Consider the following 19496-nt stretch of genomic DNA (forward strand, 5'->3'; position numbering starts at 1 on the left):
ATGTCACGAGCACGTCATCTGCTGCGTATACGGATTAGCGGGTAACAGTTTCCTGTCTATACAGCAAAGGAAAAATGATGATCCGCACCATCGCAACCGCACTCGCCCTGACGCTTGCCTCCGCTCTTCCAGCTTTTGCGGAGCCGGTGAAATTCGCGGTAACCGACATGGAGGGACTGGAGGCTCTTCAGCAGGAATTCGGCGCTTTCCAGACCGCTCTTGAAGAGGCGACCGGCCTGGATATCGAGCTGTTTCCGGTCAGCTCGCGGACCACCGCCGTCGAGGCCATGAATTCCGGGCAGGTCGATCTCGTCCTGACCGGTCCTGCTGAATACGTGGTCATGAAGGAATTAAGCCAGCCGAAGATTGTTGTTGCCTGGCAGCGCCCCGATTATTTCGCTCAGATCGCCGTCCTGGCGAATGGACCGATCCGCTCGATTGAAGACTTGAAGGGCAAGAAGATTGCATTCGGCTCGGTAGGCTCGACCTCCCAGCACCTCGGCCCCGCGCAGGCGCTGGCCGATTTCAACCTGAAATATGCCACCGATTACGAGCCAGTGATCATATCGCGCAATATCGCGGCTGAGGCTCTCATCCGCGGCGACATCGCCGCTATCGGCTTGAATTTCGGTTATCTGAACTCGGTCCGGGAAGCGTTCCCCGACATCGCCTTTTCGGTAATCGCACGGGGCCGCGATCTGCCGAACGACATTCTTGTCGCCCGTAAGGACATTTCAGACGACGTGTTCGTCAAGGTCCGCGATGCCTTTGCGAAGAATGGCAACGAGCTGATGAAAGCGATCCTGACAGGCGAGGACAACCAGAAATTCAAGGGCGGTTTCTTCCTGACTGATGTCAGGGACTCGGACTACGACTATGTCCGCTCGATGTACCGCACGATCGGAATCGAGACCCTCACCGACTTCGTAAACTGAGGCTTGCTCCTTTTCATCGCAAAGGCCGGCGGTTAACCGCCGGTCTATTTCGTAGTCCCGTCTGGGCCAAGAGGTCACTATGACAGCCATCATTCGCGCGCACGATCTTGCGAAGAGCTATGCGAACGGAAAGGTCGTTTTCTCCAGTATCGGCCTCAACATAGCATCGCGCGAACGGGTTGCCCTGATTGGCTCGAACGGTGCTGGAAAATCCACCCTGCTCAAATGCCTCATCGGTCTTTTACCGTCGAGCGGTGGCGAGGTCGTCACCCTCGGCGAGAGCTTCCGCTCGGCGCCGTCCGTCGCCCAGCTGCGGCGCATACGCAGGCAGATCGGATTTGTCTTCCAGCACCACGGACTGGTTAGCCGCCAATCCGTTCTTACAAACGTTTTGCAGGGCAAGCTCGGGCTGCCCGGCGGCTGGCGCGGCTGGCACCATTCCATCGCAAAGCAACACTGGCGCGAGGAAGCGATGCAGGCGCTCGCCGACGTGCGGCTTCTCGGCAAGGCAGGCGCCCGCACCGCCGCGCTTTCTGGAGGGCAGGCGCAGCGGGTGGCGATTGCCCGTGCGTTGATCCGGCGTCCGAAGCTTTTGATAGCAGACGAACCGGCGGCAAGTCTCGATCCGGCGGCCGGACATGATGTGATGCGAGTTTTCTCCGAGCTCACCCAGGAACAAGCGATCACCTTGGTCTACACCACGCACGACATGGAACATGCTCTCGACTACTCCGATCGCTTGATAGCGCTCAAGGCGGGCAAGGTCTTCTTCGACCGGCCGACGGCGCATGTGACCCGCGCTGATTTGAAAGACGTCTTCGATGCATGACCGCCTTTCGCCGAGCCGGATTCCATCGATCTCGCCCCTCACTTTCAGCTTTGCCGTCGCTTTGGCCGCTCTCGTGATCGTTTCCGCCGGGCAGGTCGCACATTCGCCGGAACAACTGGCAGGGGGAGTGCCCCGCATGGCCCATCTCGTCGGCCGCATGATACCCCCAAATGTCGAGCCAGGGTTCCTCCTGCGGGTTTTCTGGCGCATGATCGAAACGTTTCAGATAGCGCTCGTGGGGACAGCAATAGGTGTCGTCCTCAGCTTGCCATTTGCCTGGCTCTCGGCCATGGACATAACCCCGCTCGGACCGTTCCGGCATATCTCCAGGATTCTGGTCTCATTGTTTAGGACCGTTCCAGATTTGGTCTGGGCACTTCTTTTCGTGTCAGCCGTTGGTCTCGGGGCGGTTGCTGGAACCATGACCATCGTCGTCGATACGATCGGTTTTTGCGGGCGCTTCTTCGCCGAGGCGATGGAGGATGCCGACGAAAGACCTCAGGAAGCGCTGTTTGCAATCGGGGCCAGTCGGTTCTCTGTCCTCTGCGGGGCAGTTCTGCCCGACGCTTTGCCGTCCCTGATAAACACCACGCTCTTTGCGCTTGAAAAGGCAGTGCGCTCGTCTGTTGTTCTCGGCCTCGTTGGAGCCGGTGGCATCGGCCAGGAGCTGAAGGTCGCGTTCGATCTTTTCCAATACAAGAATGCCTCGACCATCATTCTCGTGATCTTCACCATCGTGGTGTTGATGCAGTTCGTGACGGATCGCTTGCGCTCTAAGATCCAGTAGCTGCAGGCTAGCCATGCGCCCAAATCGGCACGACACCGCCCCGTATCCTAGACAAGAGCTTCCCTTTGAACCGATCTCTATCCATGGGGCTGGGCAGCTACATCATAGGCGAACGAATCCTGTAAGCGGTAGATGATCGGAGGCGACCCGCGAAAGCGGCGTGTCATGGGCTTCGACGGTTGAGATCATTCCGTGTCGATTTGCCATGATCCGGTCGAGCGACAGCAGCGGCAGACTCGATGGAAAGGTGGGGACCGCCGGCGGCGCGGGACCGAAAGTCGTGTGCAGCGTATTCAGCGCGGAACGGTTTCCGAGTCGCCATTCGTTCAAATCGCCGAGCAGCAGTGTTGGTTTTTCGTCCGGTCTGTTCATGATTTCGAGCACGACACGGGCCTGTTCGGAGCGCGATCGGCGCAGCAAGCCGAGATGGGCTGCGATAATGCGCAGAGTTCGTTTCTCGTCCAGATCGATTTCGGCAACCAGTGCTCCGCGCGGCTCCAGCCCCGGGAGCTTTATCTGATGGACATTGCGAACGATGCCCCGTTTGAAAAGCAGAACGTTGCCGTGCCAGCCATGCCCTTTGCCGTTTCCGGACACCGGCACCGGCACCAGGCCTGTTTCCAATTCGAGACGCCGCAGATCCAGAAGGCCGGCACGATCTCCAAAGCGATTGTCCGCCTCCTGCAACGCAATGACATCCGGGCCGATTTCCCGGATGACGCGACCGATTCGTTCGGGATCGAACTTTCTGTCGACGCCCACGCATTTGTGAACGTTGTAAGATGCGACCAGAGTCCCCGCGGGGCGTGTCCCTTCTGACGGCGCAGCCTTCGTCTTGCGGTTTTTTCTGTCGCGAATGGATTTGAGCACACTTGCAGGAAAGCTATGTCCAGTTCTTTGCATGAGTCTGCTGCTCGTCCTCACTTCCTTCAAAACTTAGCTTTGTCTCACTCAAATAGGATCTGCAATCGCTGCTTCCCTGCCCTGACGAGATGCGGCGCTCAAAAGGAGCGATGGCTGCGTCACCCGAATTCCCCCCGACAAAACGAGAAAGCCTCTAAAGGTAGGGCGATCCCAGCCACAACACTCGGTCGAACAGGCGGACGATGAAGGGCCGGGCTCTCAAGGTTTCGATCGTTACAGACGCGGCGGAGGCGATTGCCGATCCGATCCGCGCTTCAATCTCCGCGGCAAAGCCTGCATCAAGAACCTCTACATCAATCTCAAAATTCAGCCGCAGGGACCGGGCATCAAGATTGGAGGATCCTATATAAGCCCAAACTCCATCGACCGACAGCAGCTTCGAATGATCGAACGAGCCCTCCGTGCGCCATACGCGGCAATAGTGCTTTAGGACCTGATCGAATTGCGCCGTCATCGCCCGGTCGACAAGGAAGAGATTGTTCACCGCCGGTACCACGATGTCGATCTCGACGCCTCGCCTGGCGGCGGTCGTCAGCGCGCTGATCAGTTCCCGATCCGGCAGGAAATAGGGCGACATGATGCGGATCGATTTGCGGGCGACGGAAAATGCCCCGATCAGCAAGTTGTGGTTCGTTTCGATACTGGCATCCGGCCCGGATGCAACCGCCCGCGCCAGCATCGGTTGACCGGGAGCCGCGGGAAGCGTGGCCACTTGCCAGGTGTCGCCTTCCAGGAGCTCGCCGCTCACGAAGCGCCAATCTTCGGCGGCAACCGAAAAAAGGTCGGCCACGACCGGCCCGGTGACCTGAAAATGCGTGTCCCTCGCGCTGGAGGAGCCGGCGAACTCGGCTGAGAATCCCTTTCGGATGTTCATCCCTCCGGTGAACGCAATCGTGCCATCGACGACCAGGATCTTCCGGTGCGTTCTGAGGTTGGCGTAGGGAAGACGCAGGCCCATGACAATGTTGCCGTTGAAGAGGTCTGCTGTGATTCCTGCCTCTCGCAGACGCCCAAGAATGCTGGGGACGGAGTAACGCGCCCCGACGGCATCGATCAGCACGCGAACGCTAACACCCCGCTGGACGGCTCCGGCGAGAGATTCCACGAAAATCCGCCCGACATCGTCATTGTCGAAGATGTAGGTCTCGAGAAGGATAGTGCGTTGAGCGCCATCAATCGCTCGGCACATTGCGGCATAGGCCTCTTCACCTGTCTCCAATATCGCAATCGCGTTTCCCGAGGTCAGGGCACGCCGGGCTACCCTGTCGCCCAATGTCTTCAGGCCGGTGAAGCGTTGGCCGTACCGCTCGGCAATCAATTCCTCGGCGGCAATGTTGCGCTCATGTTTTGCGGAAGCCGCCTCGCTGGAAAGGGGCCGCATGGCGCTGATCGTTGCACGACGGATGCGGTTTATGCCGGCAACGGCGTAGATGATCGCGCCAAGGAATGGCGACAGGAACATCACGCCGACCCAACCTGTGGCGGCGCGGACGTCTTCCTTCGTCATTATGGCGTGGACGATGCCGATGGCCGCCATCACCACCGGAATGATCGCGAGGATCTGGGGCCAATGAGTCATTAAGGTCTGCAACATCGCCAGGACTATCCAGCGAGCGGTTGCAGAACGCAATGCAGCTCATTCCCGGCGTTGATACTCAACAGACCCTAGGGCACGAAGATAAGGAACAGATAGGCGACAAACACGACGAGATGAACCAGCCCCGTCAGCATCGTTGTTCGGCCCGTCCCGAAGCTCACGATGCTGATGGCGAGCGCGAGGATGAGAAGCACGGTATCACCCGGGCCTAGACCAAGAGTCAGGCTTCGTCCGGTGAGTAGGCTCGCCGCACCGATTGCCGGGATTGTCAGGCCGATTGTGGCGCAGGCCGAGCCGAGGGCGACATTCAGCCCTCGCTGAAGTTCGTTATTGAGCGCTGCCCGAACCGCCGACACCGCCTCCGGCATAAGCACCAGCGCAGCGACGAAGAAGCCCACGATTGCGTCCGCCTGAGTAACTTGAAGAAACTCGAGCCCATTCTCGATGCTGCCGGCCACCTGCTCTGTCAGAAGAACGATCCCTGCCAGTCCAACAAATAAGAGGAGCACGTTTGTGGCCACGTTCCCACCCTCAGATACATGCGCCTCATGTTCCGCGCTGGACGTCAGATCCTCGATAAAATCACCCCGATGGCGCACCATCTGGGCAAAGACGAAGGCACCATAGAGGAGGATTGAAAGAACGCTCACGAAAGCGAGTTGCGATGCGGAGAACGTACCGGGGCTTGTTGCAAGCGTGTAGTTTGGAAGGATCAGCGTAAGAACCGTCAGCGCCATAATGACGGCAAGGGAAGCGTTGGTGCCCTGTCGTTTGATGTCCTGATATCGATGCTTCAGCCCACCCAGTGTGAGGCAGACCCCGACAACACCAGCGCACACGATCATGACCGTGGAAAACACGGACTCGCGTGCCAGCGTCGGGTTGTTCTCGCCATGGAGCATCATCGAAACGATGACCGATGCTTCGATGGCCGTGACCGAAAATGTCAAAAGCAGCGTGCCGTAAGGTTCACCGAGCCGCCGTGCGACGGCTTCGGCATGATGCAAAACCACAAACACGGTCGCGAAGATGAAGATAGCGACCACGATCACCGCCAGGATCTTGATCGAAAGCAGCGAATGCTCGATCGCCGCGGCGCCGAAATGAATCACTGCGGCCAGACCCAAGGAGCCGATTGGGAACAGATATTGGCCGATCGGTCGTCGATGAACAGCCAAGACGGATTTCCTTCATCGCCATCGACGGTCGCAGATCGAGTATTACAGAGACTGACCGAAGCCCACGGTCTCAGTGTACTTGCGGCTGCCGGCCCGTACAATGGCCGCGTGCCCGATCGACTTGGCGTACGAAACTTGCCGAGGGTCGATGCCACACATCCCGAATTGCAATTAAGCCTTGAGTTTTCGCGTTTCCGGCAATAGCTAGGTGCTACCAGGCCGGGCCCCTCTGGCAGTCCATCAGGACTGTGATGTCGGACTGGAATTCAATCCGGGTGGCCTGGCTTTGAGATTTCTTCAGCTGTAGCGGCATTTCTCTTGTCATACGCGGTGTCCGCGTTGCTCTACGGTTATGCTCGCAAGCCGCGTCACCCCTAGCTGAACGCAAGGGTGCCGTATGACAGAATTTTTTAGTCCTGAAGCAATGACCGCTCTGTTGCAGGTCATCATGATCGACCTGGTGCTGGCCGGTGACAACGCCATCGTTATCGGCCTTGCCGCGGCCGGACTACCCAAAGAGCAGCGCAGAAACGCAATCGTCGTTGGTATAATCGCAGCGGCCGTTCTGCGCATCGGCTTTGCGGCCGCGACAACTCAACTCCTGCAGATCGTCGGGTTGCTGTTGGCTGGCGGTATATTGCTGTTGTGGGTGTGCTGGAAGATGTGGCGCGAACTCCGGCAAAACCATGCGCAGGAAACACAGGCGATCGAAGCTCTTTCGGAAAGTGACGTCGACTACGACGGCATCATAGCTGGCAAAGCTCCACGCAAGACCCTGGCGCAGGCAACCTGGCAGATCATCATCGCCGACGTCTCGATGTCGCTCGACAATGTTCTGGCGGTAGCGGGAGCCGCGCGCGAACATCCGAACGTATTGATCTTCGGCCTTGTCCTCTCCGTCGCGCTGATGGGCATTGCTGCAAACCTCATCGCCAATCTGCTTCAGAAGCACCGTTGGATTGCCTATGTCGGCCTAGTGGTCATCCTCTACGTAGCTGGCGACATGATCTATCGCGGTGCGCTTGAACTTCTGCCTCACGTCGCGGGCGCTTGAGACACAGAAGATAGGCCGGCCGGAACGACGTCGTTCCGGCCGGTTCTGCTCCCAGGCAAGGCGAATGGCCCGTGTCGGCGCAATTATCCTGCCTCGGCTCGCTTCCTCACCATTTAGAGCGCACTCACTCTATCAGGCGGTAAAAAGAATATCCTCCTGCTCAGATCCGTGTGAGTCGCGGGTTGCCCCCACGCAAACGACCAAATCGGAAGGCATCTGAAACCGCCGAGCGGACCATAAGCATCTCGCCTATGGTTTCGTGTGTCATGAGCCCGACCAGCCGATCGGAACTGTCCACGACGGCGACAGCAGGCACATCTGCCTGCTGCATGAGCCGCAGGCTTTCCTCGAGACTTTTGCGGTAATGTATTTTCGGGATATCGCTCCGCATTGCGCTCGCGACCGGTTCAGCAGGCCCCTTTTCTTTCAATGTCCGGATCATGTCGTTGCGTGTCACCAATCCCTTAAGATGGCCGGCGGTGTCGGTGACAGGGAAGTCGTGCTGCGTGGTCGCGAGCAGCATCTCGATTGCCTCGTCGAGCGTCGCCGACCGTTCCAGCCGGGCGAACTCGGTAATCATCACGTCACCGACCAAGACGCTTGTGGCAACCTCGCGGATCTGTGCGTTCTGGGCTTCTGCTGCCGCGGCGAGATAGACGAAGATGCCGATGAAGATCAGCAGCGGGTTGTAGAACAGCCCAACGAAACCGAAGACGAAGGCCAATCCTTGCCCGATCGTGGCGGCGATCTGGGTCGCGCGCGACCAGGAAAGGCGGGCGGCGAGGGCTGCGCGCAGGATACGGCCGCCATCCATCGGGAAGGCCGGGATCATGTTGAAAAGGACCAAGAAGACATTGACCCCGGCAAGCCTGGCGAGAAAATTCATGCGCGGATCCTCGATCCCGGCCATCTGTTCGACACCCGCCGACCCACCTAGCAAGGCGAAGATCAGCGCGGCGATCGCGACATTGACCAGCGGCCCCGCGACCGCGATCACGAACTCCTGTCCCGGCTCTTCGGGCATGCGTTCCAGCCTGGCCACGCCGCCGATCGGCAAAAGTGTGATGTCCGGCGTGCCGATGCCGAAATACCGTGCGGCGGCGATATGGCCGAACTCATGCAGGACCACGCACGCAAAGACGGCAATGATGAAGGCAACGCCTTCCCAAGCCGCTGGCGTGCCGCCAATCCGATAGTGCGTCAGCCAAATCCAGACGAGCAGAAGCAGGAAGGTAAAGTGAACGCGCACGGTGGTGCCGGCGATCGTCCCGAGGTTCAGCGACCAACCCAAATCTGTCCACTCCGAGAGGCCCCACCTTCACCATGAGCTTTGGCAGGACGCTTGCAATGATCCGAGAACATCTGGCGCTCAAGCTCATCGTCTGCGACTAAGACCCACCGGGCCGCGAGATGCTCCGCCTTAGTGTCGCGGTCCCGTCGCAAGGAGAGTTTATCACGACACGACATCCCGGTGAACTTCTTGCGCCGTCATGGTTTGAACGCCGTCATGGTTTGAACTTCGACGTTTGAACTTCGACCTGCTAGGAAGCCCGCTTGCGGGCCCAACCGACTCCGCCGGCCATGCTGCCTTGGCGCAGCAGCCAAGGCCACACTAACATTCTCCCTGGACCACTCGGTGGGGGCTGGTCACTCCGCTCTGCGCGTCTCGGGGTGAGGCCCTTACCTCGAGTCAGTAACCCAGTTCGAGGTCGATCTTGTTGGACAGAGGCTCTCCTCTTGCGACTTGACCGCAGAGATCGGCGGCCTGGTCGATTCCAGAATCCACCCAGAAGCTCGCCACATGGGGTGTGATGGTCACCTTGGGATGATTCCACAGTGGCGATGAGGCCTCCAGCGGTTCACGCTGAAACACGTCAAGGCAAGCACCAGAAAGCTGATCTTCGTCGAGAGCGCGGATCAGGTCGGCTTCCTTGACATGCGCGCCCCTGGCGACATTCACGAGGTAGGCACCTTGCTTCATTTTTCCAAAGGCACTGGAGTTCAGTATCCCACGAGTGTCACCAGTCAGGGGAAGTGAACAGATAACGTAGTCCCGGAGTGTGAGTGCGTCCGCAAGCTGGGCACGGCCAAAGTAACTCTGTATGCCAGGAAGCGTCTTCTGGTGACGAGACCAGACAGCAGTGTCATAGCCCAGGTCCGCAAACAGCTTTGCGGCCCATCCACCGATCCGGCCCGCACCCAGCACAACAATTCTTGTCTCGGAGACCTTCCGCGGCGCGATCGGTTTCCAAATCTTGCGGGCTTGCTGACTCAGGTACTCCGCAACATGCCGTTGCTGGCAGAGAACGCGAAGGACGATGTACTGCACCACTTCCGAAGCCTGCTCACGCGTTGCGAGCCTAATGAGCGGAACACTCTTGGGAAAGCTTTGGAGATCAATACCGTCGACACCTGCCCCCAAATAGACGACCGCGCGCAGTCCTGTCATCGCGTCGAAAAAGCCAGGACTGGCGCCCTTGTCGATCAGCGCTATATCTATGTCACCTTTGTTCCCGACGTCTGGCCAAAGCCTGAACTCCAGCTGCGGCACACGCTTCTTCAGCTCAGCAGCCCACACTTCGGCGTCGATGTAGTCAGGATACTCATTGACCATCAGAACGGTAATGGGTTGGCCGGACACTTTGCACCTCCAAGATACAGGCAATGATCGGATGCATATTCCCGCCTATCCTAGCACACCGGCCGTGCTCAACGAATCGGCGAAATGCTGCTGGCCCGCCGGGCTGCGGTAGGGTGCAATGCGCCTCCAGGGTGCTGGGGAAGCCTTGCACCAGCCCGCTCGGCCCATTGTCGCGCCTCGTCAAGGCGACCGAGTTCCGCGAGCATCGCGGCTCCGTAGAAGGTCGAGTCAATGAAGTAGTCTGGCAACTTTCCTCGGAGCTCGAAAGCGTCCTCGTAACGCTCACGCTGCGCAGGACGCCGGACGCTTGCGGGTTTTCGGCGCTAAGGCCCGTTGCTTCGGAATCGGATCGTCATCCATGGATGTTCCTGGCCGAAGACCATATACCCGCCGGGCGGGGCGCCAGCGTTAGCCGACGCTCCGCGGAACAAGATATATGTCGACCTCGCGCTAAACGTGTCGCCGCGTCAGTCAGTGAGCAGTTTGCGAGTGCTCGCCGCCCGGCTTCGAGATGTCGCTTAAAGCATCTCCCGCTTCTGCCGCTTCGCCGTTCGTCGCAAGATCGCCAAGAGAGATGATCCCGACGAGCCTCTTTTCGCGGTTCAGAACCGGAAGCCGACGCACCTGCAGGTCGCCCATGTTCTCAAGCACATGCTCGACGTCTTCGTCATCGAAGCAGTATTTGACCTCCGGGGTCATGACATCACGCACCTTGGTGTCAGGTCCCATACCCAATGCTACGCCGCGGATCGCGATATCACGATCGGTGATCATCCCGACCAGCCGGTCGTGGTCGCCCACGGGCATCACTCCGGCGTCAAGCTTGCCCATGATCTGCGCTACTTCGCGAACGGACTGTTCGGGGTTCGCGACCTGGACATTCCTCGTCATGCAGTTGCCGACTTTCATGGCCATCTCCCTTCATTTGCGAAGCCCCGCCGCCGATACGGTATTGGTGACCGATGAACGAAGTTTCGGCGGTAGCGTTCCCTTGAAAGTGGATTGCCCGCACAGGGTTTCAGCTGGCAGGGCTGAGAAAGCCTGCGTTGCGGGAGGCTTGCGGTAGCGCTTTGACGCGAAGCCGCACCCATGTTCGCGCGCTCCAGTGCGCCTATTGCCGTACTGCAGCGATAGCAGCACGTTTTCCGTCGCGGCAAAGGCATCGAGGCGGCCATCGCTGCCCGAGCGACGGAACTCGGGATAGGCACCGATTGCATTTTGTTGAGGCGCCGATGCCTGGCCGACCTGGAACCCTGATGGGCGGTGCTACGTTTCAGTGAGACAGCGCAGCCAACGGAGAAGTCGAATGCAGCCCTCAGCCGCAAATTCCGCCCGCCACCCCGGCGCGCTTACAGTCACCCCTTTCAATGGAACCGTGACGGTCAGGTTCTCCGACGCGATCGTTGCCTCAACCGAGCGGGCAAAAGTGCTTCACGAAGAAGGACATGATCCCGTTTTCTATATCCCTTTCGAGGATATCTATTTCGAGCTTCTGGAGAAGACGAACACCACAACGCGCTCCCCGCTGAAGGGCACAGCAAGTTACTGGCGGGTTCACGCGGTCGGCGGAGCGGCTGACGACTTCATGTGGGCCTACGAGACGCCCGACACCCCGGCATTGGCCATCGCCCGCCATGGTGCCTTCGATTCCGACAAGGCGCGGATCGATGCCGATCCTGCCGAGGACAAGCGACATACGCCTCACATCCCCGAGTAGAAGCGCTTGAATTTCCACATCGGCGGTCACGTCAAAGGCGGCAATCTTTCCCTCATTGGGAGAATTTTTCGTCGAGGGCCCGCAGTCCGTCTTCGTACTTCGACGTCGGCGCGCCAATCTGCCGTGCCTGCCACAGATTGTCAGCGAGATCTGCGCGCTTGACCGGCAGCGCCAATGGGTTGGATGCTGCTCTGCGCACGAAAGTGAGGTCGTCCTCGTCCGGCCTGCGTGTCATGGCATCGACTGCCGATACGATGGATGTTCCAAAACCAGCCGCCTCGAGCCGATCGCGGTCCCAACCGTCGCTTTTCTCTAGAACGTCGTGAAGATAGGCAACGGCCTTCTGATCGAGCGTTTCGACGGCGTCAACGACCCGGCGGCAATGTTCGATATAGGGCCGTCCGGTCTTGTCCATCTGCCCGGCATGAGCTTGTTCGGCGATTTTTGCCGCGCGGTAGAGCACGCTCACTGCTTCGATCCTTGCTGGCCTGTGTATTGATGCAACCGGCCTTTGCTCCGGTACACAACTACACAACGTGCCTCAAGAAGGGTGTGGTACCGTAGCCCCGTGTCACCGAACGCGCGACGATTGCCTGAGGTTCCAGAGCGCGGGCAAGGCTCCGGCACGTCGAAAGGAAACACCGGTATAGGTTGCTAGCCTTGAGGGACAGTTCGAGATGGCTAGCCGCCGTCGGACGGTCCATCGACAATCCCGGAACTGGGCAGAATCCCAAAATCCTGTGACTTGGCACCTTGTGCTGCCGTCAAAAATCCGTCTGCATGGAGACCGCGCCGCAGCAACTCTCTCACCGCCGCCGACCGGCTTGGCATGCGCCTTTCGAAGCGCCAGTTTTCCAATGCAGCCAATTCGTCAGCAGTTAGCATGATCTGCAGTCGTTCGGGTCTTTCCAGGTCGGCCATTTTGCCTCCAGCCGCTCAAAGTTAGTAATTGTCTAAGAATTAGGAAGAGTCTCATCGCCCGTCAAGGCCGGTTCATACGCTGTCGGCGTGCAAGGCTGACAGTGACTGTGAGGCGTCGACTGCACAGTCCGTGCCATATGCTAACTTATTGATTTGACGATATAATTTTCTTGATCCCGTTGCCATTCGGATCGTTATGGCGCATGCTTACCAACGAGGGACAAACCGCTCCTGAAAGAGGGTTTTCCATGAGATACGGTTACTCGGCTCATTTGTGTCAAGACGTTAACCTGCAAGTCAGGGCAGCCGCCCGCTATAAGGGAATGGTCAATGTGACCGCGGTGGCCGAGGCCGTGCGGCTGCGAAACCTCGCAGAAAACGTCGCCCTTGAAGACATCGAATGCCTGGTACTGCAAGCGGCCCAGTTCTGCGGGGCGGCCATGGAATTCGACAGCCTCACAGTTCTTGAATCACATAACGTCCATCGGCACTCAGTGAATTGCGATGCTCTGCCTGGCAGCGGCGGCTTCGATGTTCTGGAGGACAGGACTGTTTCGCTCTATCATCGCCAGCCGGACCGAACGCAATAGGTCCGGCGTCAGCACAGTCGGTCGGAGGGGAAGGTTCAGCTTCACGGGCGCTTTCAAACGGCCGCGTTATCCGCAACAGACGTCTGGACGAAGGGTAGCGGCGCCTCGAGCGTCCAGGTGACGCCTTGCTCGTGGAATTCCAGCCGCCCGCTGCCGCTGAGTGCCTGCGGCGCCACCCGCTCGAGAACGACCACTCCGAAGCCGCGCCGCCTGACAGCGTCCAGGATCGGCCCGTCCAACTCATGCCAGACCAGTCGAAAAGTGTCGGCGCCGTCACCGGCAGGGATCACATTCCAATCGATTTCGACGCGTCCGCCGCTACAGGACAGCGCTCCATGTTTTGCCGAATTGGTGGCGAGTTCGTGGAAGGCGATACCGAGATACTGGACGGCGTTCGGCTGTAGTATCACCATTGGCCCGGCCATCGACACGCGGGACTGCGCTGCAAAAGCCTTGAGCTGTGCCTGGATGAGCTCCCCGACGGTCGCCCCGCGCCACTCGGCATTGACCAGGAGATCGTGGGATTCCGAAAGCGCCATGATGCGCTCCCGAACCTGCCCGAGGAAAGCCTCAGGTGTGCTCGTCAGCCTGCTGGTCTCGCGGATCATCGAGATGATGACCGAAAATTGATTCTTCACCCGATGATTGACCTCGCGCATGAGCAGACGGATGCGTCGCTCGTTCTCCTTGTGAGAACTGATGTCGCGCGCGATCTTGGAGGCGCCGACGACCCGCCCGATCCCGTCGCGGATCGGCGAGACGGTGAGCGAGACCGAAACGAGCGTGCCGTCCTTGCGCAGGCGCAACGTCTCATAGGAGGGGACGCGTTCGCCGGCGCGGATGCGGCTGATGATCGAGACTTCCTCGTCGAGACGGTCGGGCGGAATGAGCATCGTCACCGGCCGGCCGACCGCCTCGGCAGGCGTGTAGCCGAACAAGCGCTCTGCAGCATCGTTCCAACTGGTGATGATGCCATTCATGTCCTTCGACACGATGGCGTCCATCGACGACTCGACAATGGCGGCAAGACGCATGCGGGCTTCATCGCCCAGCGTCTGGGTGCGCAGGTCGAGCAGCGTGTTGATGGCTCCGACAACATGACCCGCTTCGTCGCGAAGCAGGCGTGGGTGAGCCCTGAACGGGACAAGTTCGCCATCCGGCCGCTCCGCAATCGCCTGATCCCATGAGACATCCCGTCCTTCGCGCAGCGCCACAGCCATCGGACACTCGCCATGCGCCATATTCCGTCCGTCGAGATGACGAAGCTTCCACGAACCGCACCATAGGTCCCGACCGATAACGGGACGATGGCCCCAGAGCTCAGCTGCGGCTTCGTTGAAGAAGGTGATGCGCCCGCGTTCGTCCACGGTGTACACGGCGACCGGCAGTGCCTGCATCAGATCGGCAGAGGGGATGCCCGGAACTCCGAGGCCGACATCGGCTTGTTCAACGAAGTTCACTTATGGCGCCATTCTCGTGGATTTCTGAGCGGCTATAATGCACTTGAGCGATTTCGGTTCCCCTTTGCGATTATCACGTCTCCCGTTTTGCCGCCAGCCACGCCGTTCCGGGGTAGTGGGTCAGTTTGCATTTCAAACTGACCCACTACCCGTTCCGGACTACCCGACACAGGATCACCCGGCCAAGTTGTCGGGACTGATCGTGCGGGCACTAAATGCGTCCGAGAAGGACCAGGATAATGACTATGAGCAGCACGAGACCAAGCCCGCCGCCACCATAATAGCCGGTGCCGTAGAACGGCCCGCCACCCAGACCGCTGAACCCGCCAAGCAAGACAAGGATCAAAATGATGATGAGTATGGTGCCGAGGGTCATGGTGGTTCTCCCATTCTTGCGCTGCCGCGCCATACAAGGGCACGTCCATGCGCCTGTTGATGACGGTATGAACTCCCAGAAGGGGCTTCCTGTTCCACCGGAAGTAGCATCGTGACGCTCGTCTAGCGGGAAAAAGCCGGTAGGCTGACGAGAAAGCCCGCCGGCCGGGAGCCAGCGGGCGACAGGCTTTTTCTGCCTCGGACCGCCTGGAGGGGGCAATAACAGCAAGGCTGCCTCACGCGGGCCTGCCGAGGCGGCGCTCACAGTCAGCCGGTTGATGATGTTTGGCACCTCGCCTTTTCAGTAGAAATGCGAGGTGCTAGGCCGCAGGGTTCGCCGGGACGTGAATAACCATTCACCTTGCTTGGTGTGCCGGTCGGGTGCCGCCGCCCTTCTTTTCCGAGTCATGAGTATGGTGGCTGTCGCGTTCGCCTCCACCGCCTGAGATCTTGCTGCGGCTGCGCTGATCGGAATCGGCTGGCGGCTTTTCTATCACCAGCGGCTTCTTGGCATTCTCGTGCGATGCGCCAGGACCGCCATGGCGGATGCTGGCGCGGGTCTTCTTCGACGTAGACATGAAATCACCTAACGGTCCTGCTGGTAGCCTTGATGGGTCGTATTGACCCTAGTGTTGCCCTGCTGGCCCTGTTTGTCGGGATCTGGGGCGGAATGGCCGCGCTGCGTTTGGTCGACGGGAATCGACTTCTTATCGCCCGGACCCTTAGGGCTCTTGTTCTCTGCCGGAACGGGTGGTGGTTTTGTGCTCATCACGCTCTCCTTTCACTAGCCAAAACAAGCAGGCCCCCGAGAAGGTTCCTGATAAGAACCCATGCGAGGGGCAAACTCCTAACATCGCCAATTCCGGCCTTGTCGGCGCGTCGCAGCGCAATAATCTTCTGTGAGGGCGTGGGCGCTTCGACCTATTGAAAGGAGCCGACCATGAAACACCAAACACTCGAGCAACTGCAGACAATTGCAACAGTTGAGCCCTCGGCGACATACCCGACCATGTCTCGGACGCAACGGATCGAGCGTTGGGCAAAGCTTCTCGAGCAAAATCCACGGCGTTGCCTCGGAGCGCTTTCAGGCACCGAATATCTTAGTCCTGAAGCCCGTGCCGTAGCGCGTGGCGCGGGGTCGCCGATCACCGTTGCCTATGAGGATCCGGTGCTGCGCGCCATGGGTCTGAAAGATGACACCTACGGTGAGGCAAAGCGCTTCTTCGAGCTGAGTGACTGGCAGTTGCACAACATCGTCTGTCACTGCCACGTCGGTGCTACGATGCAAGCGCGATGGGCTGCGGCCAGGGTTCGCCGGACAATTACCGGCAACAGACTTCTGGCTTGGCTGAGGGCAAGGTTTGTGCATTGAGGCCAGCGCAGAACGGTGACGACAAGTCTTCATCGTTCTCGTCCGCCAAATGCTGGTAGCGTCGCCGGCAACGCAGTGGATCGTGGAGCGAATGCCGTGCTTTCAGAGCGGCCGGGTGAAGATTTCATGCTCGCCCGGTCGGGCTCTTTGTCGGCGACCTTATAGAGAAGCAATTCGAGCGCCCTCTTAAGTGAACACAGCCCGCGCTTATACGATCCATGCCACCACATGTGCATCCTCGCGGGCGAAATCGAAATCCTCGGCAGCAACAGTCGTCACGACAAATGCGCCCGCAGCCTTGGCCGCCTGATGCCCGACATCGCCGGCGCCGCCATGGATGAGAACCCGCTGCCCTTGAGGGTCCACCATGGTCGAAAAGGCCCTGCCATGCTGTAATGCCGGCAAGCGGCACGGCGGCGGCTTCCACATGGCTTAGACGTTTCGGTTTTGCTGCCGCTTCCGTCGCCTTGACCACGACGTATTCGGCGTTACCGCCGCGGTCATTGCCAAGCATGGCAAACATCGGACCGCCTTCTTCAAAGTATGCGCCCGCGTGCCGCACGGCTCCACCATGCCCGATACATCGCGGCCGAGCGTAACGGCAGATCCCCGCCCGCCGGATTGCGAGCTGGAAGTTCCGATGAATTCCGGGGCCGGTCGTGGTTATTCCGTGGTTATTCAAAGACCGTTCTCTCGGGCTCTACGAGAGACCCTTGCGCAGAGATCATCTGTGAGATTCCCGCAATCTCGTCAGGGAACTTTTCTGGAGGGACATGGTTGGAATGTGCGGTCGGAAGAATCGGGCCTGTGCCAAGGAGGTTCGCCATGAAGCTTCGCGAGTTGATGGACCAAGTGAAGGATCTGCCGCCGGATACTTTGGTCTGTGCCGCCGAGATTGACGAGGCCTTTGCGGCCAACATTGCTGGCATAGAAACAGTAGAAAGTGCCCGGATCGAAAGCCGCAAGCCGGACGGCACCGAAGCTGTCGAACTCGCCAACGGGAGCGACAAGGTTGTCGTAATCCGCTGGTGAACCGCTGGCTCATGCTGGAGCCGTCGCATGCTTGGTCACTGAACGCTGGAGGAGTCGCAGACCATGTTTCCGGTTTTGAACAAAAGACTTTGCGCCTGCCTGATCGCCGGAATTCTGATGCTCTCGGCCGGCGGCTTTGCTCCGCTCGCAGCCCAGGAAATCCCGAACGACTTCACGGCAATCGTGCGCGAGAAAATTCCGGCCGTGGTCGCAATAACCACCCGACAGATTATCCAAGACCAGGCGACGTTGAACGACCTTCTTAGTCCTTTCTATGGCCGCGGCCTGGGAGGACCGGCTCAACCGCGGGTGCGAGAGGCACTTGGCTCCGGCTTTGTGATCAGCCCCGATGGGTACATCGTCACCAACAACCATGTCGTTGCCGATGCAGGCGAAATCCATGTCGTTTTCTCCGACAAGCAGACGCTGCCTGCGCGGCTCGTCGGCCGCGATGCGGCAACCGACCTCGCGGTGCTGAAGATCGACCCACGGCCCAACATGACAACGACAGCCTGGGGTGACTCAGATGCAGTACAACCCGGCGCATGGACGATCGCCATCGGCAGTCCGTTCGGGCTCGGTGGGACCGTCACCGTCGGCGTGCTTTCGGCCCGTTCGCGCGACATCAATGCCGGTCCATACGACGACTTTCTCCAGACCGACGCCTCAATCAATCGCGGCAATTCCGGCGGCCCGCTGTTCAATGCGCGCGGCGAAGTGATCGGGGTCAACACGGCCATCGTATCTCCCACAGGTGGCAGCATAGGGATTGGCTTTGCGGTACCATCCCGCACCGCCCGCAACATCGTCGACCAGTTGATCCGCACCGGCCGGATCGAGCGCGGTTTCATCGGAGTACGTCTCCAGGAGATCACGCCGTCGATTGCTGAGGCGCTTGGAATACCCGACAGCAAGGGAGCGCTGGTCGCTTCGGTCGAACCCGGCAGTCCGGCGGAGCAGGCAGGCATACAGGCAGGAGACGTGATTACACGCTTTAACGGCAAGGACATCCAGAACGTCCACGATTTGACGCTCGCGGCTGCGAGCCAAACGCCGGGAACAAAAACGACGCTGACAAGAAATCGTGGAGGCAGCCAACAGGAAATAGCTCTGACCATCGGACAGCGCAACGATGAGGAGCAACAGACCGGCGCCGTTCCAAAGTCGGAAACGGCCGACACACGTCTTGGTTTGTCGCTCAGCCCAATTCCGGATGAGGCGCGCCAGCAGCTCGGACTCCAGCCGGACATTACGGGCATATTCGTGCAAGAAGTGGCCCCCAACGGCCTCGCCGCCGAAAACGGCATTCAGCCTGGCGATGTGATCGTCTCGGCCAACAACCGGAATGTGACGCAGCCGTCAGACATCCAAGAGGAGTGGGCGAAATCGCGCCAACAGAACAGGCCCATATTGTTCCGCATCAACAGGCAAGGACAATCGCTTTTCGTTGCCGTCGCCATGGCCAAATCTTGACGGGGCAATCTTGGCGGAAACACATGTAGCGAAAGCTTGGCCGGATGGATCACACGCCTTCGCGAGAGACGGCCTTTAAGCTTGGGGGGACGGGAACAACAGCCGACCCACGGTCGTTTCGTCTGATGAGTCATTCAAACCGTTGAACAGGAGGCTTCGATGAGCCCCACCGGACTCGACGTATTCGACAAGACGCTGCAGACCACAAACATCTGGCTCGACGAGATCATGGCCGAGATGGGACCGGATCGGCAGATCGCATGGCATGTTCTTGGAGCGGTGCTGCACGCGCTGCGAGACCGCATGCAGCCGGATCTTGCAGCCCACCTCGGCTCGCAGCTGCCGATCCTGGTGCGCGGCGCCTATTACGACCAATATCAGCCTTCCAAGACGCCCGAGAAGTTGCGGTCGCTCGATGAGTTTCTCGCCAAAATCAAGGCGGAGCTGGAATTCATCCGGCCGGTCGATTCCAACGATGCATTCAGGGTCGTATCCAAAGTGCTCGCTCACCACGTGAAGAGGGGCAGATGACCAAGGTTTGGGAATCCTTGCCGGCAGAAATCAGGCGCGCCGCGGAAGCTCAGCAAGCGGCGTGAAATGGCGCCCAGACC

At 59.4% G+C, this 19496-nt stretch carries 22 protein-coding genes and 1 pseudogene; 10 read left to right on the top strand and 13 right to left on the bottom strand.

Annotated features, from left to right (window positions below; translation table 11 throughout):
* Positions 1 to 77: 77 nt before the first annotated feature.
* The 3 genes from ACWUKX_RS06730 to phnE all read left to right on the top strand — a co-directional run bounded on the left by ACWUKX_RS06730 (position 78) and on the right by phnE (position 2551).
* The gene (locus ACWUKX_RS06730; RefSeq protein WP_456005105.1) at positions 78 to 935 is read left to right on the top strand and encodes a PhnD/SsuA/transferrin family substrate-binding protein; all 858 of its coding nucleotides are present in this window, start codon (positions 78 to 80) and stop codon (positions 933 to 935) included.
* 79 nt (positions 936 to 1014) lie between these two features.
* Positions 1015 to 1764: a phosphonate ABC transporter ATP-binding protein gene (locus tag ACWUKX_RS06735; RefSeq protein ID WP_456005108.1), complete on the top strand. Its 750-nt coding sequence runs from the start codon at positions 1015 to 1017 to the stop codon at positions 1762 to 1764.
* A complete protein-coding gene (gene phnE / locus ACWUKX_RS06740) occupies positions 1757 to 2551 on the top strand; it encodes a phosphonate ABC transporter, permease protein PhnE (RefSeq protein WP_456005111.1) in 795 nt (264 codons plus the stop codon). Before ACWUKX_RS06735 ends, phnE begins: the two co-directional genes overlap by 8 nt.
* A 102-nt stretch (positions 2552 to 2653) precedes the next feature.
* Here the strand turns inward: phnE and ACWUKX_RS06745 are convergent, their stop codons facing one another.
* The 3 genes from ACWUKX_RS06745 to ACWUKX_RS06755 form a co-directional block, all read right to left on the bottom strand.
* Complete coding sequence (locus tag ACWUKX_RS06745) at positions 2654 to 3454, bottom strand: endonuclease/exonuclease/phosphatase family protein (RefSeq protein ID WP_456005113.1); 801 nt, start codon at positions 3452 to 3454, stop codon at positions 2654 to 2656.
* 154 nt (positions 3455 to 3608) lie between these two features.
* On the bottom strand, positions 3609 to 5069 hold the full coding sequence (locus ACWUKX_RS06750) for a phospholipase D-like domain-containing protein (protein WP_456005115.1): 1461 nt from the start codon (positions 5067 to 5069) through the stop codon (positions 3609 to 3611).
* Positions 5070 to 5140: 71 nt separating this feature from the next.
* Positions 5141 to 6250: a calcium:proton antiporter gene (locus tag ACWUKX_RS06755; RefSeq protein WP_456005118.1), complete on the bottom strand. Its 1110-nt coding sequence runs from the start codon at positions 6248 to 6250 to the stop codon at positions 5141 to 5143.
* Positions 6251 to 6647: 397 nt separating this feature from the next.
* On the opposite strand from ACWUKX_RS06755, the gene ACWUKX_RS06760 reads away from it, so the two are divergent.
* Positions 6648 to 7304, top strand: a complete 657-nt coding sequence (locus tag ACWUKX_RS06760; protein WP_029355996.1) for a TerC family protein — start codon at positions 6648 to 6650, stop codon at positions 7302 to 7304.
* A 160-nt stretch (positions 7305 to 7464) separates the two neighbouring features.
* Here the strand turns inward: ACWUKX_RS06760 and ACWUKX_RS06765 are convergent, their stop codons facing one another.
* From ACWUKX_RS06765 to ACWUKX_RS06775, 3 genes are all read right to left on the bottom strand, one after another.
* Entirely contained in the window at positions 7465 to 8595 is a 1131-nt protein-coding gene (locus ACWUKX_RS06765; protein WP_456005120.1) for a site-2 protease family protein, read from the bottom strand.
* A 399-nt stretch (positions 8596 to 8994) separates the two neighbouring features.
* On the bottom strand, positions 8995 to 9945 hold the full coding sequence (locus ACWUKX_RS06770; RefSeq protein ID WP_456005123.1) for a 2-hydroxyacid dehydrogenase: 951 nt from the start codon (positions 9943 to 9945) through the stop codon (positions 8995 to 8997).
* Between the two features lie 471 nt (positions 9946 to 10416).
* Positions 10417 to 10854: a CBS domain-containing protein gene (locus ACWUKX_RS06775; protein WP_456005125.1), complete on the bottom strand. Its 438-nt coding sequence runs from the start codon at positions 10852 to 10854 to the stop codon at positions 10417 to 10419.
* 397 nt (positions 10855 to 11251) lie between these two features.
* Between ACWUKX_RS06775 and ACWUKX_RS06780 the strand changes: the two genes are divergently transcribed.
* Positions 11252 to 11662 (top strand): DUF427 domain-containing protein, encoded by a 411-nt coding sequence (locus ACWUKX_RS06780; RefSeq protein WP_287335322.1) that lies wholly within the window; start codon positions 11252 to 11254, stop codon positions 11660 to 11662.
* Positions 11663 to 11714: 52 nt separating this feature from the next.
* Here the strand turns inward: ACWUKX_RS06780 and ACWUKX_RS06785 are convergent, their stop codons facing one another.
* Entirely contained in the window at positions 11715 to 12131 is a 417-nt protein-coding gene (locus ACWUKX_RS06785; protein WP_456005128.1) for an HD domain-containing protein, read from the bottom strand.
* Positions 12132 to 12343: 212 nt separating this feature from the next.
* Positions 12344 to 12583, bottom strand: a complete 240-nt coding sequence (locus ACWUKX_RS06790) for a hypothetical protein (RefSeq protein WP_029356005.1) — start codon at positions 12581 to 12583, stop codon at positions 12344 to 12346.
* Between the two features lie 203 nt (positions 12584 to 12786).
* Between ACWUKX_RS06790 and ACWUKX_RS06795 the strand changes: the two genes are divergently transcribed.
* Entirely contained in the window at positions 12787 to 13173 is a 387-nt protein-coding gene (locus tag ACWUKX_RS06795; protein ID WP_456005130.1) for a hypothetical protein, read from the top strand.
* Between the two features lie 53 nt (positions 13174 to 13226).
* Here the strand turns inward: ACWUKX_RS06795 and ACWUKX_RS06800 are convergent, their stop codons facing one another.
* The 4 genes from ACWUKX_RS06800 to ACWUKX_RS06815 all read right to left on the bottom strand — a co-directional run bounded on the left by ACWUKX_RS06800 (position 13227) and on the right by ACWUKX_RS06815 (position 15777).
* Positions 13227 to 14633: a PAS domain S-box protein gene (locus tag ACWUKX_RS06800; RefSeq protein ID WP_456005132.1), complete on the bottom strand. Its 1407-nt coding sequence runs from the start codon at positions 14631 to 14633 to the stop codon at positions 13227 to 13229.
* A gap of 211 nt (positions 14634 to 14844) precedes the next feature.
* Positions 14845 to 15009 carry a DUF3309 family protein gene (locus ACWUKX_RS06805; RefSeq protein ID WP_065007862.1) on the bottom strand — a complete coding sequence of 55 codons (165 nt, stop codon included), beginning with the start codon at positions 15007 to 15009 and terminating at the stop codon, positions 14845 to 14847.
* A 355-nt stretch (positions 15010 to 15364) separates the two neighbouring features.
* The gene (locus tag ACWUKX_RS06810) at positions 15365 to 15586 is read right to left on the bottom strand and encodes a hypothetical protein (RefSeq protein ID WP_029356010.1); all 222 of its coding nucleotides are present in this window, start codon (positions 15584 to 15586) and stop codon (positions 15365 to 15367) included.
* 8 nt (positions 15587 to 15594) lie between these two features.
* Positions 15595 to 15777, bottom strand: a complete 183-nt coding sequence (locus ACWUKX_RS06815) for a hypothetical protein (protein ID WP_456005134.1) — start codon at positions 15775 to 15777, stop codon at positions 15595 to 15597.
* Between the two features lie 171 nt (positions 15778 to 15948).
* On the opposite strand from ACWUKX_RS06815, the gene ACWUKX_RS06820 reads away from it, so the two are divergent.
* Positions 15949 to 16380 (top strand): hypothetical protein, encoded by a 432-nt coding sequence (locus ACWUKX_RS06820; RefSeq protein ID WP_095519845.1) that lies wholly within the window; start codon positions 15949 to 15951, stop codon positions 16378 to 16380.
* A gap of 207 nt (positions 16381 to 16587) precedes the next feature.
* Here the strand turns inward: ACWUKX_RS06820 and ACWUKX_RS06825 are convergent, their stop codons facing one another.
* Entirely contained in the window at positions 16588 to 16749 is a 162-nt protein-coding gene (locus tag ACWUKX_RS06825; protein WP_456005137.1) for a hypothetical protein, read from the bottom strand.
* Positions 16750 to 17205: 456 nt separating this feature from the next.
* On the opposite strand from ACWUKX_RS06825, the gene ACWUKX_RS06830 reads away from it, so the two are divergent.
* The 3 genes and pseudogenes from ACWUKX_RS06830 to ACWUKX_RS06840 all read left to right on the top strand — a co-directional run bounded on the left by ACWUKX_RS06830 (position 17206) and on the right by ACWUKX_RS06840 (position 19481).
* Positions 17206 to 17412: a sugar phosphorylase gene (locus tag ACWUKX_RS06830; RefSeq protein WP_287098310.1), complete on the top strand. Its 207-nt coding sequence runs from the start codon at positions 17206 to 17208 to the stop codon at positions 17410 to 17412.
* Positions 17413 to 17475: 63 nt separating this feature from the next.
* Positions 17476 to 18885: a Do family serine endopeptidase gene (locus ACWUKX_RS06835; protein ID WP_456005140.1), complete on the top strand. Its 1410-nt coding sequence runs from the start codon at positions 17476 to 17478 to the stop codon at positions 18883 to 18885.
* 159 nt (positions 18886 to 19044) lie between these two features.
* A pseudogene (locus ACWUKX_RS06840) lies at positions 19045 to 19481 on the top strand (DUF2267 domain-containing protein).
* Positions 19482 to 19496: the final 15 nt, after the last annotated feature.

The organism is Mesorhizobium sp. f-mel (assembly GCF_053850215.1).

Bases quoted from the DNA above. Each gene is read 5' to 3' on its own strand.
- ACWUKX_RS06750 (WP_456005115.1), bottom strand. From the start codon at position 5,069: ATGTTGCAGACCTTAATGACTCATTGGCCCCAGATCCTCGCGATCATT.
- ACWUKX_RS06790 (WP_029356005.1), bottom strand. From the start codon at position 12,583: ATGGCCGACCTGGAAAGACCCGAACGACTGCAGATCATGCTAACTGCT.
- phnE (WP_456005111.1), top strand. From the start codon at position 1,757: ATGCATGACCGCCTTTCGCCGAGCCGGATTCCATCGATCTCGCCCCTC.
- ACWUKX_RS06805 (WP_065007862.1), bottom strand. From the start codon at position 15,009: ATGACCCTCGGCACCATACTCATCATCATTTTGATCCTTGTCTTGCTT.
- ACWUKX_RS06745 (WP_456005113.1), bottom strand. From the start codon at position 3,454: ATGCAAAGAACTGGACATAGCTTTCCTGCAAGTGTGCTCAAATCCATT.
- ACWUKX_RS06825 (WP_456005137.1), bottom strand. From the start codon at position 16,749: ATGGTGGACCCTCAAGGGCAGCGGGTTCTCATCCATGGCGGCGCCGGC.
- ACWUKX_RS06730 (WP_456005105.1), top strand. From the start codon at position 78: ATGATCCGCACCATCGCAACCGCACTCGCCCTGACGCTTGCCTCCGCT.
- ACWUKX_RS06835 (WP_456005140.1), top strand. From the start codon at position 17,476: ATGTTTCCGGTTTTGAACAAAAGACTTTGCGCCTGCCTGATCGCCGGA.
- ACWUKX_RS06815 (WP_456005134.1), bottom strand. From the start codon at position 15,777: ATGAGCACAAAACCACCACCCGTTCCGGCAGAGAACAAGAGCCCTAAG.
- ACWUKX_RS06810 (WP_029356010.1), bottom strand. From the start codon at position 15,586: ATGTCTACGTCGAAGAAGACCCGCGCCAGCATCCGCCATGGCGGTCCT.
- ACWUKX_RS06780 (WP_287335322.1), top strand. From the start codon at position 11,252: ATGCAGCCCTCAGCCGCAAATTCCGCCCGCCACCCCGGCGCGCTTACA.
- ACWUKX_RS06795 (WP_456005130.1), top strand. From the start codon at position 12,787: ATGCTTACCAACGAGGGACAAACCGCTCCTGAAAGAGGGTTTTCCATG.
- ACWUKX_RS06830 (WP_287098310.1), top strand. From the start codon at position 17,206: ATGAAGCTTCGCGAGTTGATGGACCAAGTGAAGGATCTGCCGCCGGAT.
- ACWUKX_RS06820 (WP_095519845.1), top strand. From the start codon at position 15,949: ATGAAACACCAAACACTCGAGCAACTGCAGACAATTGCAACAGTTGAG.
- ACWUKX_RS06775 (WP_456005125.1), bottom strand. From the start codon at position 10,854: ATGAAAGTCGGCAACTGCATGACGAGGAATGTCCAGGTCGCGAACCCC.
- ACWUKX_RS06760 (WP_029355996.1), top strand. From the start codon at position 6,648: ATGACAGAATTTTTTAGTCCTGAAGCAATGACCGCTCTGTTGCAGGTC.
- ACWUKX_RS06735 (WP_456005108.1), top strand. From the start codon at position 1,015: ATGACAGCCATCATTCGCGCGCACGATCTTGCGAAGAGCTATGCGAAC.